Origin of the sequence: Desulfogranum marinum, assembly GCF_016918565.1 — a bacterium.
Classification (GTDB): Bacteria; Desulfobacterota; Desulfobulbia; order Desulfobulbales; family Desulfobulbaceae; genus Desulfogranum; species Desulfogranum marinum.
The window spans coordinates 22,789-38,918 of sequence record NZ_JAFFQD010000029.1 but is presented as its reverse complement, the minus strand read 5'-3'; the positions used below and the strand labels follow the sequence as shown (position 1 = coordinate 38,918).

Below are 16,130 nucleotides of genomic sequence, written 5' to 3'. Positions count from 1 at the left end.
TCAGACGGTGCCGGGTTAAATGCTCATGAAAAATTCCGGCTGAACGTTTCGGCTGCCTGTGTAACAATCGAGTCTCATACCAAGGAATTCGACTCTCAAGGAGACGTACATGTTTATCAACGGACAATGGATACAAACAAAGGCAACCTTTGCGGTTATCAATCCAGCTACCGGGAATACCATTGCCAGGGTGGCCGATGGTGGGATTGAAGAGACCCGTTTGGCCATAGCAGCCGCCGAAAATGCGTATTCTTCCTGGTCAGCAACAACCGCCTACGAACGCTCAGCATACCTGTACCGTGCTCATCAAATAATGCTCCAGGAAAAACAAGCGCTTGCCGAAATGATGACCATGGAGCAAGGAAAACCTCTCAAAGCAGCCACCACTGAGGTGCAATATGGAGCCGATTTCCTCCTCTGGTTTGCAGAAGAAGCAAAACGGATTTACGGCGAGACCATCCCCTCATCGCGCAGTAACCAGCGTTTTCTGGTTCAGAGGCAACCGGTGGGTATTGTTGGTGCCATCACGCCGTGGAATTACCCTGTTTCCATGATTACCCGTAAAATTGCCCCGGCTCTTGCTGCAGGATGTACGGTGATACTTAAACCGGCAGAGGCAACACCGTTATGCGCCATAGCCTTGTTTAAAATTTTTGAAAAAGCAGGCATTCCCACAGGAGTAGTGAATCTGGTAACCGCAGCTGATCCCGTCCCTGTGGGGCATGAGCTGTGCACCAACCAATCTATACGCAAAATCACCTTTACCGGCTCCACCAGGGTAGGCAGACTACTTGCCACAGAGGCTGCGCCACAACTCAAGCGTGTTTCCATGGAACTGGGTGGGCATGCGCCCTTTATAGTCTTTGCTGATGCCAACCCTGTTCATGCTGCCAAAGGTGCTGCCCTGGTCAAGTTTCTCAATACCGGCCAGGCATGTATTTGTCCAAACCGCATTTATGTCCACCGGCGTATCCTCACTCCCTTTCTTGAGACCCTAAGTGAACGTATCACAGCTATGCAAGCTGGAAATGGGTTGAAAAAAGGCATTACCATCGGCCCCCTGGTCAACCAAACGGCACTGGACAAAGTGGCCAACCAAGTAGAAGATGCACGCGCAAAGGGTGCCGAACTCCTTGTTGGAGGCAGAAGAATATTGAAACAAGGACTGGAGAATGGATTTTTCTATGCCCCCACCCTGCTCAGTGAAGTAACGCCGGAGATGCTGATTTACCGTGAAGAGACCTTCGGCCCGGCAGCAGCGGTGATACCTTTTGACGATAACGATGACATTATCGGCATGGCTAACGACACTGATTACGGGTTGGCAGCATATATCTACACCAACGATATTAACCGGGCAATACGCACCTTTGAACAACTCAAATTCGGTATGGTCGGCATTAATGATATAAACCCTACCAGTGCGGCAGCGCCCTTTGGCGGTATCAAACAAAGCGGATTGGGGAGGGAAGGCGCCAGAGCAGGGCTTGAGGAATACCTTGATACAAAACTTGCGGGTATTGCGCTCTCCTGATCAGGTACTTTAAAAGAAATGTCACCTGATAGGTGTGGGTGTGGGAGGAGTTAACCTAGTCGGTTTTGTCCCATACCTCTCGTACCACCTGCTTTTTATCTTCCGGGCTCATGACCCGGCAGCCGATAACCCCTTCTTTAAAGGTTCCATAAAGAGAATAAGCAGGGATTCTCAGCGTTCCGTCATCTTCAAGTGGCACCATTGCCACGACGTCACCACCATTGCCCAGGGTCAGCTCACAGGGTATTTTTTTCATCCGTGTTTTCCTCAATATCGTTTTTCATCGTTACAAAACACTTTGCAAAAGCACGCCCAATCCCCATGCAAGCAGACATCCTATCTCCGAGGACCGTAACATGAGCCGGCAGGCTATCTTAATATGCTCCACACCAGGGGGATCAAAGCGCATACCAATAAATGGCTTTTCAACAAGCCGGCCACCGTAATAATTAGGTCCATTCAGTCTGATGCCCATAGCTCCGGCAAAAGCGGCCTCTGGGTGGCCTGCATTAGGACTGCTGTGATTTCGCCCTTCTTTTCGTGCTACAGCAAGTGCACGACAGCCACTTTTCAATACAGAAAATTGTGCGGCAAGCCCAATAACATAGATGGAAAGTCGGGCTGGAATAAAATTGGCGACATCATCTATCCTGGCAGCAGCCCTGCCAAAATAAAGATACCGTTCATTCTTATAACCAACCATGGAATCCAGGGTATTGACCATCTTATAAGTAAGGGCCAGGGGACCGCCTCCAATAACCGCAAACAAGAGGGGAGACAGGAAACCATCAACAAAATTCTCGGCCACTGTTTCCACAGTTGCCCTGGCAATATCGTCTGCCTGGTACGACTGGACATCCCTGCCAACAATCATTGCCACTGCGTTGCGAGCCTGGTCAACCTGACCACTCGCCAACAACTTGTGTATGTCCAACCCAGCCTGGGCAAGTGACTTGGACGAAAAACAATAAAAAACCATAACTACTTCAGTGACAAACCCAACAGCAGGATGGATCCACTGCATGGCCATGAGCAAAAGAAAACAAAGCAACCAGCAACCGCTGATCAGAATCAAAGCGAATAAGGTTCCTGCTATTTTTTCATTTTTAAAAAGGTTTCGAAAAAAAGGTTCACAGCTGGTGATGGCGTTGCCCATCCACCGGATAGGATGTGGCAGGGAGGGAGGGTCACCTATTAACCTGTCCAGAGCAAAGGCTGTCGGCAGTACCAGCAGGTGTAACCACAAAAAAGACATAGCAGCCTCACCTCCCGATAGCAGCAACAAAAAGCCGAGCTGCCATTCGGTTGATCTCTGCTTTTTTCAAGGATATCCGAACATATCCACTATCAAGCCCATGAAAATTACTGCAATTCCTGATCAAAAGCCGATCATCTACCAACCGTTCGCAAACCTCCTCAGCCGTATGGCCACGAGGTAACCCGATCAACTGATATGGGGTTACACTGGGATAGAGCGTGGCACCACACCCTGCCAGTTGGCTGCGAAAGGTCGCCATTTCTTCGGCCAAATACATTTTGGTCTTGCTGACAAAATCTTCAAGTATCTGCTTATTTGCTGCCAGGTAACCAATTGCCTCCTGGGCCAGACTGTTTGCGCACCAAGGCTGCATATAGCGCCTGAACTGCTCGACTACACCTGCACTGCCAATCAGAAAACCAGCCCGCAATCCGGGAATACCATAAATCTTGGAAAGTGACCAAAGAACAATCACATTCTCACATGCACAGCTGGTCATACTCTGGTCAACCTGCTGTGGTGCAAACGGCAGATATGACTCATCAATGATAAACTTCGTCTGCGGGAGACGTTTACAAAGTGCAAGCAACTCCTGATGGGGAATCAAGGCCCCTGTAGGGTTATTAGGGTTGCAGATGAAAACGGTATCAAACTCGCTAGCCTTTTCAGCCAGTTGTTCACAGTTTACCTGAAAATCTTCCCCTGGTTGTGCCAAAAAATAGTCAGGGACTATACCATGCATCCGGCAACTGGAGGTGTAATCAGCATAGGTCGGCCCAACGATTAACACCTTTTTTGCGCCAAGGGCAGGGCAAGCAGTATAGATAAATTGAGTTGAGCCTGTTCCCATCAGCACCCGTCCTGCATCAATCCCCAGAATATCGGCAATACCGGCAACCGCTGCTCCGGCATCAACCTCAGGCAGTGACATGACGGTGTCCAGTCGCTGGTGCAAATGCTCAAGCAAACCAGGCACAACCCCCAGCGGATTGATATTACTGCTCATGTCAACAATTTCATCAGGCTTGCACCCTAATCGGGCTGCCACTGAGGCAACATTTCCGCCATGTCCCTGGATCATGCTTGTTCTCCACTCGTGGTTGTGTCAATCAATTCAAGAATGGCCTCAATGTCGAGATGTTGCGCTGCATGTTCGGCAAGCTGGTCATAGGCTTTGTCGCGGCCTGCAGGACCGTGCAACTGCTCTTCAGGCTGCAGCCCGTCAAGACCGATCAAGCGCAACCAATGACGGGTGACCGAAGGGCTATCAAAAAAGCCATGTACATAGGTACCAATGACATTTCCATTATCATTGACACAGCCATCTCTATCCTGACACTGCTCCTGATTTCTGGACAGCACATCCACCAGTGGTTGCCCACCGGCGAGATGGGTTTGTCCCATGTGAATCTCGTAGCCGCATCCTTGCTGCCCAGCCCAGGAAAAATCGGTAAGAGTGGTTGTTTTAGGGGCCTTTAAGGTCGTTTCCACCGGGAGCAAACCTATTCCCTCGGTGGACCCGGGCCTTCCTTCGATACCGTCTGGATCATGTACCCAGGTTCCCAGCATCTGATAGCCACCGCACACTCCCAACACATGACCACCGTTTTCGGCAAACACTGTGATATGATCCAGCCAGCCACTGGCCCGCAGCCAGTCAAGATCGCTACAAGTACTTTTTGATCCAGGCAAAATCACAGCCTTAAAGGCAGACAAATCCTGTGGCTGCTGCAAGTACGCTAAATGAAGCCCCGGTATATGCATCAGTGGATCAAAATCGTTAAAATTGGAGATATGAGGCAACTTGATGACAGCAACGGCAGTGTCTCCAGCGGCTGCAGGGACATACGAAGGCGCATTCTCAATAACCACCGCATCTTCTGCCTCAATATGAAAATGTTTGTACCAGGGCAGTACCCCATAGACACGTTTGCCGGTTTTTTGTTCTATCCAGTCAATACCGTCTTGAAACAACTTGATATCGCCGCGAAAACGGTTGACCATAAATCCTTTTATCTGTTCCTGCTGGGCTGCATCCAGGCAGGCTAGAGTACCGACAATCTGGGCAAACACCCCACCTCTATCAATATCAGCAACAAGGATAACCGGGGCGTCTGCATAAGCTGCGCAACGTAAATTAACGATATCATTGGCCATGAGGTTAACTTCTGCGCACGATCCGGCACCTTCCATAACAATCACATCGTATTGGTCGCGCAAACGATCAAGGGCGGCACAGCTCTCAGCAAACAGATAGTCTTTTTTTTCATAATAAGAGACCGAAGAAGCCTCCATCCAAGCCTTACCGTTAAGCACAACCTGGGAGCCGACATCGCTGGTGGGTTTTAGCAGCACCGGGTTCATATCCACATGTGGCGCTATCCTGGCTGCCTCTGCCTGTACAATCTGAGCCCGACCCATTTCCAGCCCGTCAGCAGTAACCCCTGAATTATTAGACATATTTTGCGCCTTAAAGGGTGCTACTCGATACCCCTTGTTCACCAAAATACGGCAAAGGGCGGAGGTAACAATGGATTTGCCCACGTCGGATCCCGTTCCCAATACAGCTATGCACACCGCTTTGTTAGCCATGTTTCCCCACTATATTTCATGTAATTGTTTATCCAGAACAATGTATATGCAGCACAACTCCACTCGCCGGCAGAGTGGACACAAAGCTGACAACATAATACGAATCAACCACATGAGCCACCCCTTTCCATTCAACTCTGCAGGTCAGCCTGAAAAATGAGTTTTTTCTTTCAAGCGTGAGACATGCGAAAAAAAACAATTCTGCAGGGTAGCCTGGGACAGGAGCCCATTGATCAGCTCTCTATATCTTTTTGAAAAAACACGTTCAAGAGAGGAACCATAGACTCACTCGAAAGAGGGATTTCACTAGACTAGCGGGTATTACCTGCTTGACTATCCAGAGACCTGCAGGTAAGTTAGCTCGAAAATTTTGGTAACTGTTCAGCAGCACTCCAACTCTCCACGATCTGCCCGCCCAGCATACCGATGTACCGAAGTCGGGGCTTATCTGCTAATCGGTCAGCTTGTGAATATTTGGAGCACTGCTGAACAGTTACAGTTCGGGGTAGATTGTCAGTTTTTAGATCTTCGCTGAATAGTTACAAATTTTGTAGGTTTCTACTGAAATAGAAAAAGGGAATCCGGTTACAATCCGGAACGGGCCCGCCGCTGTAACCGGGAACAAATCTCACAAAAAACCACTGTTTGTTTAGCAAATGGGAAGGTGTGAGAGGAGAATGATCCGGGAGTCAGAAAACCTGCCTGCAAAAAATGACCATACTTCCGGCAAAAAGTTGGTCCTCCGACTCAGGGATTAAAGGGATAACCTGAATCAACACTCTAGTTGATTCAGGTTTTTTTTTTGACAAATTGACAGTGAAGACCAGCCCGGATTTCTCATCAATAAAGTTTTTCGCAGGGCAAGGCACAAACCACGCAGTAGGTAAGCGAAGACTCCGGGTAAGCGAAGACTCCGGGTAAGCGAAGACTCCGGGTAAGCGAAGACTCCGGGTAAGCGTAGACTCCGATAGTAAACTACCGCAAGTGGTTTGTAACGTAGATCCTGCGGAAAAATCTATTGACCCGAAGGGAGAACTTTTTGATTTAAAACGAAAAACAGACTGTTAATTGTACAATTAGCCTTTAAGCAATAATATCAATTAATTGAGTTTGAAATCAAAAAGGTCATGAGAAATTCGGGCTAGGACCTTGTGCTCGTCTGACTCCCTATACCTTTTCCCATAAGCGCAGAGGTTACAAAGGCAAAATAGTATGGCCCCAAAAAATGCAATAGTACTTGCCATGTTCGGCACAACCGAGGAGTCGGCCCTGCCCGGCCTGCTGAAAGTTCACGAATGTTTCCGGCAAGCCTACCCCCTCACACAGGTTCGCCTGGCCTTTACGTCTAACATCATTCGCAATGTCTGGCGGAAACGTGCTCATGATACCGAGTACAGACTAAAAAATACGTTTATTCCCGAAGAAATTTTCACCGTGCAGGGCCAGCTGGCTGCCATTGCCAATCTCCAGGATCAGGGATACAGATCCATAGTAGTCCAGGCGATCCAAATGGCACCTGCCGAGGAATTCCATGACCTGGCGAGCTATGTCAAGTCACTGGCAGGAATTCGGACCATGAAACCCCGATGGCAGCCGTTTGAAAAACTTGTTATCGGGCGACCGATTCTTGGCACCTATAGCCCGACGCACCCCTACGGCAATGATATTCTGGAGCTTGCCAAAGCCCTGGAAGAGGATGTCAAACAAGCAGCAAAACACGGCGCTGCTCTGGTCTATATGGGACACGGCAACCCTTTTTTTCCATCCGGCGGTCTCTATCTTGAACTCGAATCGAGAATGCGGACCATGTATCCGCAAATACCAATACATATAGGCACCGTCGAAGGGTATCCGTCTCTGGATGAGGTCCTTGCCGGGCTTGCAACACAAGGTGCACAAAAGGTATTGCTCAAGCCGCTGCTGATTGTTGCAGGCAGCCATGCTCTTAAGGATATGGTCAGCCAACAACCTGCTTCGTGGCAATCACGGCTGGCCACAGCAGGACACCAGGTTATCCCCATGATCAAAGGGTTAGGAGAACAAACACCGGTCGCCCGATTATTTGTTCAACACGCTGCCCAGGCAGCAGAAAATGCCGGTATCGAGTTGCAGTAAAATGAATATCGTTACCAAAGAATTATATCCCATTCTTTTTCTGACCACGGCACTTTTTCTTTTAATTGCCGTTTCCGCCACCATGGGATTTTTATCGGTTTCGGTGATGGATGTGGTCCGAATCATAAGTGCAAAACTGTTACAGCAACCGCTGCCGGACATTGATCCGGTGGCAGTGACGGTGGTTACCGATGTCCGGATGCCACGCATTGTTGCGGCAGTGCTGGTGGGCGGCATGCTGGGGGTCAGCGGGACGGTTTTCCAAGCCATCCTTCTCAACCCACTGGCTGATTCCTACACCCTCGGCATCTCCACAGGTGCTGCTTTCGGAGCCTCCCTAGTCATCGTGCTGCAAATTTTCGGTCTAGCTCTGCCTCCCGCTGTATCGGTTCCTATTTTTGCCTTTGCCGGCGGCATTGGCACCCTGCTGTTGGTTCTCTTTCTGGCCTCCGGAGACCGTCGCCTGTCATCAACCAATCTCATTCTCGCCGGAGTTATAGTCGCGGCTATACTTTCTGCTGCCATCGGCTTTCTTAAATTTTTGGCTGATGAACAGGTGGGCATCATCATCTTCTGGCTCATGGGCAGCCTTTCCGGTGTATCCTGGTACAACATTCTTCTCCTTCTCCCCTTTGCCTTGATCGGCACAGGCCTGGCTTTTTTTTACGGCAGAGACCTTAATATCATGGCAACCGGCGACAGAACCTCTGTTTCGTTGGGTGTGAATACTGTCCGCCTCAGAATTTTCCTTTTAGTCTGCTGTACGCTCATGACGGCGCTTTCGGTTGCGGTTGCCGGCATCATTGGCTTTATAGGCCTTATAGTTCCCCACCTGCTGCGCCACCTCACAGGCCCCGATAACCGACGGTTGATCCCTTTTTCCTTTTTTGCAGGTGGAATGCTGCTGCTGGTTGCTGATACCATTACCCGTGCAGTGCTGCCGGCAGAGGTTCCTATTGGTGTCCTCACAGCTCTTCTCGGAGGGCCATTTTTCTGCATCATCTTCAAGAAGAGGCAACAGGATGGTAACGCGGGATTTTAAAACAGACACATCATCTCCCCTGTGGTCACTTTCCGGTATCCGGTTCAGCTACGGCAAGACAGAAGTACTACAAGATATCAACCTCAAACTTTTCCCGGGTCATTGCTACGGTATTCTCGGCCCCAACGGCAGCGGCAAGACCACCTTGCTTGATATCCTGGCGGGTGTATTAAAGCCCATCGCCGGCACGGCAACTTTCCAGGGAAAACCACTCAACCAGTGGCCCAAAAAACAGTTGGCAAGAGTGCTTGGCCTCGTGCCCCAGGATTTTATGGTTCGTTTTGGTTTTACCGTCCGTGAAGCGGTGGAAATGGGACTCCACCCCCACATGCACCGTTTTGCAACGCCCAGCGAGCTGGACCTTGCCTTAATTGACAAAGCCCTGCAAGAGACCGGCATCAGTGCAATGGCTGATCGTCCAATCACGCAATTATCAGGCGGTGAAAAACAACGGGTGGCCCTTGCCAGAACTTTAGCGCAAAATCCGGATGTGCTCCTCCTTGACGAGGCCACATCCAATCTCGACATTCACCACAGCCTGGAAATTCTCCGCCTCATCAGGCAGCGCTATGAAAATAATGACATCCATGTGGTGGCGGTTATGCATGATCTCAACCTGGCCAGTTTTTTCTGCGACGAACTTATTTTCATTAAACATGGCAAGATCGTATACCAGGGAACGACCGACAGTATTCTGACACCCGATGTGATTGCCGATGTGTACGAAGTAGAATCCGAGGTTGTGTACAACCAGTTCACCAGCTGTCGCCAAGTGAGCTTCCGCCTGCCGTTGGAGGAAAAAAAATGCTAGCCGGACAACGTCTTTCTCTTCTTTTAATCGCCTGGTCCCTTGTTTTCATTTCGAGCTTTACGTCTCCTTCCATGGCCGAAGTTACAGTTATCACAGACAGCGATAAACGTACCCTGGTCTTTAAAAAACCATTTACACGCATCATATCGCTCTACCCTGCCCATACCAGAAACCTGATGGACCTGGGAGCAACAGACGCTATTATTGCCACCGGCAGAAGCGACGATCAGCTGCCGAATCTGGCAAAAGTACATTTCCGTGATGACCCGGAACGTCTTATCGCCCTCCGACCTGACCTGGTACTTATCCGCCCAATGATCAGCAGGAGCTATCCGCAGTTGATAAAACGGCTTCAACAGGTCAACATCCAGGTAGCTTCCCTGCAGCCTTCCGGGATTGATGAATTATTGAGCTACTGGACGACCCTGGGCAAGCTGACCGGCAAAGAGCAGGAAAGCATGGGACTGATCAGCCTGTTCAGTCAGCGACGACACGATCTTCAGCAGCAGCTTGCAGCGGTTCCTGAGACTCAGCGCAAGCGAGTCTATTTCGAAGCCATTCATAAACGCATGAAAACCTTTGCCCCCCAATCCATGGCCATGTTTGTTCTGGAGACGGCCGGAGGCATCAATATGGCAGCAGACGCACCACAGGTCCGCTCCACCAATATTGCGGCATACAGCAAAGAACGAATTTTGGCCAAGGCAGACCAGATCGATGTCTTTCTTGCCCAGCAAGGACGCATGAATCCAGTGACCATTGAAGAGATTCGTAATGAAGCCGGGTTTGCCATGATCAAAGCAGTTCGCGAAAACCAAATTTTTCTCATCGACGAAAAATTGGTTTCTCGGCCAACCATGAGCCTGTTGGATGCTGCCGCCATAATAATGGAAATACTGTATCCAGAGGCTACCGACCGAGGAGCATCGACATGAAAGACCACCCAGCCGTACTGATTGCCGGGACGCATTCCGGTTGCGGCAAGACCACTGTCACCTTAGGGGTTATGGCTGCCCTTCGAAAACGGGGCATGCAGGTTCAGCCATTTAAATGCGGACCTGACTTTATCGACCCCACCCTGCACCAAATGGTCACAGGGCGGATCTCCAGGAACCTTGATGCCCGCATGTGCGGTCCTGAGTTTACCCAAGCCACCTACCGCCGCCACGCTGCTGACGGAGACTGCTCGGTTGTTGAAGGTGTCATGGGACTCTTTGACGGCGGCGATGGTTCTGCTGCTGCGCTGGCTACCCTGCTCAACTTGCCGGTTATCCTGGTGGTTGATGTTCGATCTGCTGCGGAATCGGTCGCTGCCATCATCAAAGGGTTTGCCACCCTGGATGAAAATGTCCGATTGGCAGGGGTTATCTGCAACCGGGTCGGCTCAGATAAACACCGCCAAATGATCAGCGACGCCGTAGAGCAATACTGCCAGGTACCGATTATCGGCTTTCTTCCCCGCAATGAGGAAATATCGATTCCTTCACGCCATCTCGGACTGCACATGGGGGAAGAGAACCCGCTGCAGCAGGGAGGTATGGAGCAGCTGATTGAACTTATTGAAACCCATATTGATCTGGATCACCTCCTCATGTTGGCCAAGCAGGAGGATTCAACGCCAACTGGCAAAAATCAGGCTCTCTTCAAGCCGCAGAATCCCACCGCCCCTGTCCGAATTGGAATAGCGCGTGACAGCGCCTTTTGTTTTTATTATGAAGACAATCTCGACATGCTCGCCGAGGCCGGCGCGGAACTGGTCGAGTTCAGCCCTCTTACAGACAACACCTTGCCGGAAAATCTCCAGGGCCTCTACCTGGGCGGCGGGTATCCTGAACTCTATGCAGAGCAGTTGAGCAACAATCACACCATGCGAGCAGCCGTGAAAGCATTTTGTTCGCGTGGTTACCCGGTCTATGCTGAGTGCGGTGGTTTTATGTATCTGACCCGCTCCATAACCGATAAGGAAGGCATCACTCTTCCAATGGCCGGTGTTTTTGAGTTTGACACAATCATGCAACCAAGATTGAGACGCTTGGGTTACAGGCAGCCCCGACTGGTGAAGGACTCTATCCTTGCCCTTCAAGATACGGTTCTTCATGGACATGAATTTCATTATTCAGCAATCACCAACAATACCACTACCGCCGGCGCCTACATCCTTGATGATGGCAGAGCGGAAGGTTACACCTATAAAAATACCTTGGCAGGCTACGTTCATCTGCACTGGGGGCGAACCCCTCAAGTGGCAGAGCACTTTGTACAAACCTGCCGGAACCTATTGACCACACATACATCATGGTAGAAATTCTTCAGATCGCCCCTCAGGATATTGAAGCCGAAAGCTTTCGCATTATCAGCAGCGAACTCGGCCCAACATCGTTTACAGCGGAAGAGTTTGCCGTTGTGCAACGTACCATCCACGCAACCGGTGATTTCAGTTTTGCCGACAATCTGCGTTTCCATAATAATGCCATTGAAGCAGGGCTTACGGCCATTCGTTCCGGGAAAAATATCCTGGTGGATGTGAATATGGCTGCAAGTGGCGTGTCCAAAGCAATGCTGGCACACTTCGGTGGCAAGGTTATCTGCCACATTAATGAACCCGAAACAGCAGCGATGGCAGCAGAAAACGGGACCACCAGATCAGATGCAGCCATTGTCAGAGCAGTAGAAGAAAATATAGGTATTGTTGCCGTAGGCAATGCACCCACTGCGTTGCTCAAAGCAATGGAGCTCGTCGAGGCAGGAACCTTTACTCCAGACTTGATCATTGGTGCACCGGTTGGATTCGTGAATGCTGCCGAGTCCAAGGAGCTGTTGGCGCAAAAGCCATATGCCCATATTGTTGCCCTGGGCAGGAAGGGTGGTACGCCGGTGGCGGTAGCTTCGGTCAATGCCCTTATTCGCCTTGCCAAAGCCTCCTAAGAGCTGTGAACAAAAAAAATAGAAAATTACGTTCGGGATACACCACCGGTGCCTGCGCAGCAGCCGCGGCCAAGGCAGCTGTGCTCAAGCTTATAACCGGCAGTGCGCCGGAAGAAGTTGAGATTCCCTTTCCCGATAAATCAAGACATCGCTTTTCTTTATGCCGATGCCTGGCTACAGGCAAAGGGGTTTTGGCCTCAGTGGTTAAGGATGCCGGCGATGACCCGGACGTGACCAATGGTGCGGAAATAGGGGCAGAAGTTGCGTTTACCGGGAAAGACAGCCCGCACAAGGAACAAATCCACCTGATAAACGGTGAAGGTGTCGGCGTCGTAACCAAACCTGGTTTAGCGGTTTCGGTCGGCGAACCCGCCATTAATCCTGTTCCACGAGAGATGATACACACAGCAGTGGCCGAATCTCTTGCAGAAACAGGACATCAAGAGCAGCGACTCACAGTCTCCATCTTTATCCGTGACGGAGAGGAGCTTGCTAAAAAGACGCTGAACCATCGACTAGGGGTCGTCGGAGGTCTCTCCATTTTAGGGACAACCGGCATTGTACGTCCTATTTCAGCAAAAGCATGGACCGATACCATTGAGGCATCAATGAGTGTCGGAAGAGCAGCGGGCCTGGAGACGGTCATACTCTCCACCGGCCGCACTTCGGAAAAAGCTGTACAGCAATTGCTGCATCTTCCGGAAGAATCGCAGGTAATGATGGGCGACTACCTGCTGTATGCGCTGGAAGCAGCGAAGCGCCAAGGGTTTTCAGCTATTATATTGTCAACCATGTGGGCCAAGCTACTCAAAGCAGCGCTAGCGGTCCCCCATACCCATGTGCGCAATGGTGCCTTGGAACCTGTCCAGGCTGCAGAGCTACTGGAAAAATTAGGTCTGGAAAATGAAAAGGCGCAGGCCATGGCCAACGCCAATACCGCCCGGGAAATTTACGACCGACTCATGGCAGCCGGGCGTAAAGACATGGTAGACGCGGTCTGCAAAAAAGCGCAGCAACAGGCTGAAGAGTGGTCGGAGCTACCGGTTTCCATCTACCTGGTTACCTCGGAAAATGGAGTTGTACATCATGTCCCGCATTGAACTTATAGGCATAGCCGGTCCGGTTCTCGACCAGCAGCAACAAGTACTCATCTCCGGGTGCTGTGCTGTTGTAGCTTCAGCCCGGCATCAAAAAATGCTGAGTGAACTTACCCAGCCGATCATTCCCATCGCACCGATCCAGCAAATGGTGGACGAGGTCACGCAACAATTACACCTAGGTAGTGTCGCGATCCTAGCCAGTGGCGACCCCCTTTTTTACGGGATAGGAAAAACCCTGCTCAGCCATTTCGATCCCTCTCAGCTGCGTATTCACCCCGCACTTTCCGCTCTCCAGCTTGCCTGCGCGCGATTCAAGATCTCTTGGGATGACCTAACCCTGATCAGTCTCCACGGCCGAGCTGCGGGAGACATCGCGGGAAAGATTCTCGGCCATGCTAAGGCCATGCTTTTCACCGATAACACCAACACCCCGGCATTCATTGCACAACAACTGCTACTAGCATTGGAGGCAACACAGGACCAGAAACGGATTGATGGATTACGGATGCGAGTGGCGGAAAACCTTGGGCTTCCAGACGAGGCCCTCTACGAAGGGGACCTTGAGTCTATCAGCAGGAAAAAATTCAGCCCTTTGAATATGGTACTGGTTGAGCAAAAGAATATTCCATCGCAAACAAGCTGTTTTGGACTCAATGAAGGCGACATTCACCATTCGCGAGGGTTGATAACCAAAAATGAGGTCAGAGCAGCATCGTTGCATAAACTCTGCCTACCGCAGCAAGGCGTTTTTTGGGACATTGGCGGCGGTTCGGGCAGCATTTCCCTGGAAGCAGCCAGACTGAACCCGGATCTGACCGTCTATACCATTGAGAAAAAGCCGGAAGAACAGGAAAACATTCGGCGCAACATCAAGGAATTCAACACCTACAACATGCACCTTGTTTGCGGAGAAGCTCCGCAAGCCCTGCTAGAACTCCCCTCGCCTGACCGCATATTTATTGGCGGCAGTGGCAGTCATCTGGAGCCCATCATTGCTCATTCTGCACCAAAGCTAGCCAAGGGCGGAAAAATTGTTGTGAATGCAGTCCTTCAAAAAACAGCTGAACAAGCGCCTGACTGTCTCCAGCGACATGGGCTCCTGGTTGAAACAGCTACAATTGCGGTGACAAGAAAAGAAAAAAACGAACGACAACCAACCATTTTTAATCCTATCACTATAATCACAGGCAGCTCATGAGCACGGAAAACACAAAGCCGATTGGCCGACTCTACCTTGTCGGCATCGGTCCAGGCGACCCTGAATTGATCACCTATAAAGCAGGCCGTATCTTGGAAGATACTGCAATATGGGCCGTCCCTAAATCAAAGAACACCAACGGCTCTAGTGCTCTGCAGATTGCCGGCGGCCTCATAGATGCTTCAGGTAAAAAAATTCTTGACCTGGATTTTGCCATGAAGAAGGTTTTTATGGGAGAGACGCTCGACCCGCGCCTCCTTGATGCCTGGCGCGTCTCCGCTGCTGAAGTCATAAAGTATCTTGACCTGGGAGAAGATGTCGTTTTTCCCACCTTGGGCGATCCAACACTCTATTCCACCGCTTTTTATCTGCTGCCGATGATCCAGGAAAAGCGCCCTGACGTGCAGGTTACTGTCGTCCCGGGGATCACAGCCATGGCCGCCTGTGCCGCGGGCCTGTCGTCCCCGCTGGCACTTGGTAACGACGTACTCACTGTAGTCCCGGCAGCCTTTGACGATGACAGGCTCAGAGACATCCTGACCACCCTTGATGCCATAGTGCTCATGAAGGTGCATCGTAAAATGGATACCCTGGTTGCCTTGCTCACCGAGCTGGACATGGTTGACAATGCAGTGCTGTTTGAACGCTTTGGTCTTCCCGGCCAAACAGTCTACACCGATATCCGCACCGCCGTGGGCAAAGATCTGCATTATTTTTCCACCATGGTTATAAGAAAAAAGCACATACAGGTAGAACAATGACAGTACAGGACTCTACAATATCCCAGCCCCCTTCTCACCCCGTTGTTTTCCTTGGTGCCGGTCCGGGAGATCCGGAGCTGATCACCCTTAAGGGACGTCGCCTGCTTGACCAGGCAGACCTGATTATTTACGCAGGCAGCCTGGTAAACAAGGAACTGCTGACCGGCGTACAAGGTGAATGTTTTGACAGTGCGGGTATGGATCTTGAGCAAATCCTGAAGCACATCATAGCAGGCTACCGCAAAGGACAAAAGGTTGTCCGCCTCCACACCGGCGATCCTGCCATTTACGGTGCTATTCGTGAACAGATGCAATGGCTTGACAAGGAAGAGATACCTTACGAGGTTGTCCCCGGGGTCAGCTCAGCCTTTGCCACCGCCGCCACCCTCAAAAAAGAACTGACCGTGCCTGAGGTAACCCAAACAGTCATTCTCACTCGGCAGGCAGGCCGTACCCCGGTACCGGAGAGGGAATCTCTCCGTAATCTTGCAGCCGCACAGGCTACCATGTGCATTTTCCTCAGTGTCTCCATGATGGACAAAGTTGCTGCCGACCTCATTGACGGAGGCTATACGCCGGAAACTCCGGTGGCTGTGGTTGAAAAGGCAAGCTGGCCCGAAGAAAAAAAGCTGACCGGCACCCTGGCAAACATTGATGAAAAAATTAAAGCATCCGGCATAAAAAAAACAGCCATGATCATTGTCGGCCCGGCCCTGGACATGGAGAGCACCATTGCCTCAAAGCTCTACGACACCAAGTTCAAACACGAATACCGATAGCATTCGCCAACCCTT

15 protein-coding genes and 1 riboswitch are annotated in these 16,130 nt (G+C 50.7%); of the genes, 11 read left to right on the top strand and 4 right to left on the bottom strand.

Translation table 11 applies throughout. The features are described 5' to 3' along the window. Window positions 1-109 precede the first annotated feature (109 nt). The gene (locus JWH17_RS15585) at window positions 110-1,534 is read left to right on the top strand and encodes an NAD-dependent succinate-semialdehyde dehydrogenase (RefSeq protein WP_205223561.1); all 1,425 of its coding nucleotides are present in this window, start codon (window positions 110-112) and stop codon (window positions 1,532-1,534) included. Window positions 1,535-1,589: 55 nt separating this feature from the next. Here the strand turns inward: JWH17_RS15585 and JWH17_RS15580 are convergent, their stop codons facing one another. From JWH17_RS15580 to JWH17_RS15565, 4 genes are read right to left on the bottom strand one after another with little or no spacing between them, the layout of a single operon-like run. Next, on the bottom strand, window positions 1,590-1,790 hold the full coding sequence (locus tag JWH17_RS15580; protein ID WP_205223560.1) for a hypothetical protein: 201 nt from the start codon (window positions 1,788-1,790) through the stop codon (window positions 1,590-1,592). Between the two features lie 30 nt (window positions 1,791-1,820). Further along, window positions 1,821-2,789: an adenosylcobinamide-phosphate synthase CbiB gene (gene cbiB, locus JWH17_RS15575; RefSeq protein ID WP_205223559.1), complete on the bottom strand. Its 969-nt coding sequence runs from the start codon at window positions 2,787-2,789 to the stop codon at window positions 1,821-1,823. Window positions 2,790-2,796: 7 nt separating this feature from the next. Continuing rightward, window positions 2,797-3,873, bottom strand: a complete 1,077-nt coding sequence (locus tag JWH17_RS15570; protein WP_205223558.1) for a pyridoxal phosphate-dependent aminotransferase — start codon at window positions 3,871-3,873, stop codon at window positions 2,797-2,799. Then, window positions 3,870-5,384, bottom strand: a complete 1,515-nt coding sequence (locus JWH17_RS15565) for a cobyric acid synthase (RefSeq protein ID WP_205223557.1) — start codon at window positions 5,382-5,384, stop codon at window positions 3,870-3,872. Before JWH17_RS15565 ends, JWH17_RS15570 begins: the two co-directional genes overlap by 4 nt. Before the next feature lie 535 nt (window positions 5,385-5,919). After that, window positions 5,920-6,104: riboswitch (cobalamin riboswitch) on the top strand. A 492-nt stretch (window positions 6,105-6,596) separates the two neighbouring features. On the opposite strand from JWH17_RS15565, the gene JWH17_RS15560 reads away from it, so the two are divergent. Genes JWH17_RS15560 through cobM form a run of 10 tightly spaced genes read left to right on the top strand, consistent with a single transcriptional unit; the run spans window position 6,597 to window position 16,115 of the window. Then, complete coding sequence (locus tag JWH17_RS15560) at window positions 6,597-7,499, top strand: sirohydrochlorin cobaltochelatase (RefSeq protein ID WP_205223556.1); 903 nt, start codon at window positions 6,597-6,599, stop codon at window positions 7,497-7,499. A 1-nt stretch (window position 7,500) separates the two neighbouring features. Continuing rightward, on the top strand, window positions 7,501-8,541 hold the full coding sequence (locus JWH17_RS15555; RefSeq protein WP_205223555.1) for a FecCD family ABC transporter permease: 1,041 nt from the start codon (window positions 7,501-7,503) through the stop codon (window positions 8,539-8,541). Beyond that, window positions 8,522-9,352, top strand: a complete 831-nt coding sequence (locus JWH17_RS15550; protein ID WP_205223554.1) for an ABC transporter ATP-binding protein — start codon at window positions 8,522-8,524, stop codon at window positions 9,350-9,352. The genes JWH17_RS15555 and JWH17_RS15550 overlap by 20 nt, the downstream gene beginning before the upstream one ends. Then, window positions 9,346-10,287, top strand: a complete 942-nt coding sequence (locus JWH17_RS15545; RefSeq protein ID WP_205223553.1) for an ABC transporter substrate-binding protein — start codon at window positions 9,346-9,348, stop codon at window positions 10,285-10,287. Before JWH17_RS15550 ends, JWH17_RS15545 begins: the two co-directional genes overlap by 7 nt. Then, on the top strand, window positions 10,284-11,654 hold the full coding sequence (locus tag JWH17_RS15540) for a cobyrinic acid a,c-diamide synthase CobB (RefSeq protein ID WP_205223552.1): 1,371 nt from the start codon (window positions 10,284-10,286) through the stop codon (window positions 11,652-11,654). The genes JWH17_RS15545 and JWH17_RS15540 overlap by 4 nt, the downstream gene beginning before the upstream one ends. After that, window positions 11,648-12,277, top strand: a complete 630-nt coding sequence (locus tag JWH17_RS15535) for a precorrin-8X methylmutase (RefSeq protein ID WP_205223551.1) — start codon at window positions 11,648-11,650, stop codon at window positions 12,275-12,277. Before JWH17_RS15540 ends, JWH17_RS15535 begins: the two co-directional genes overlap by 7 nt. 5 nt (window positions 12,278-12,282) lie before the next feature. Beyond that, window positions 12,283-13,377: a cobalt-precorrin-5B (C(1))-methyltransferase gene (locus JWH17_RS15530; RefSeq protein ID WP_205223550.1), complete on the top strand. Its 1,095-nt coding sequence runs from the start codon at window positions 12,283-12,285 to the stop codon at window positions 13,375-13,377. Beyond that, entirely contained in the window at window positions 13,364-14,575 is a 1,212-nt protein-coding gene (cbiE, locus tag JWH17_RS15525; RefSeq protein WP_205223549.1) for a precorrin-6y C5,15-methyltransferase (decarboxylating) subunit CbiE, read from the top strand. The genes JWH17_RS15530 and cbiE overlap by 14 nt, the downstream gene beginning before the upstream one ends. Beyond that, window positions 14,572-15,336, top strand: coding sequence for a precorrin-2 C(20)-methyltransferase (gene cobI, locus JWH17_RS15520; protein ID WP_205223548.1), 765 nt, complete (start codon window positions 14,572-14,574; stop codon window positions 15,334-15,336). The genes cbiE and cobI overlap by 4 nt, the downstream gene beginning before the upstream one ends. Next, window positions 15,333-16,115, top strand: a complete 783-nt coding sequence (gene cobM / locus JWH17_RS15515; protein ID WP_205223547.1) for a precorrin-4 C(11)-methyltransferase — start codon at window positions 15,333-15,335, stop codon at window positions 16,113-16,115. Before cobI ends, cobM begins: the two co-directional genes overlap by 4 nt. The last annotated feature ends 15 nt before the right edge of the window (window positions 16,116-16,130 follow it).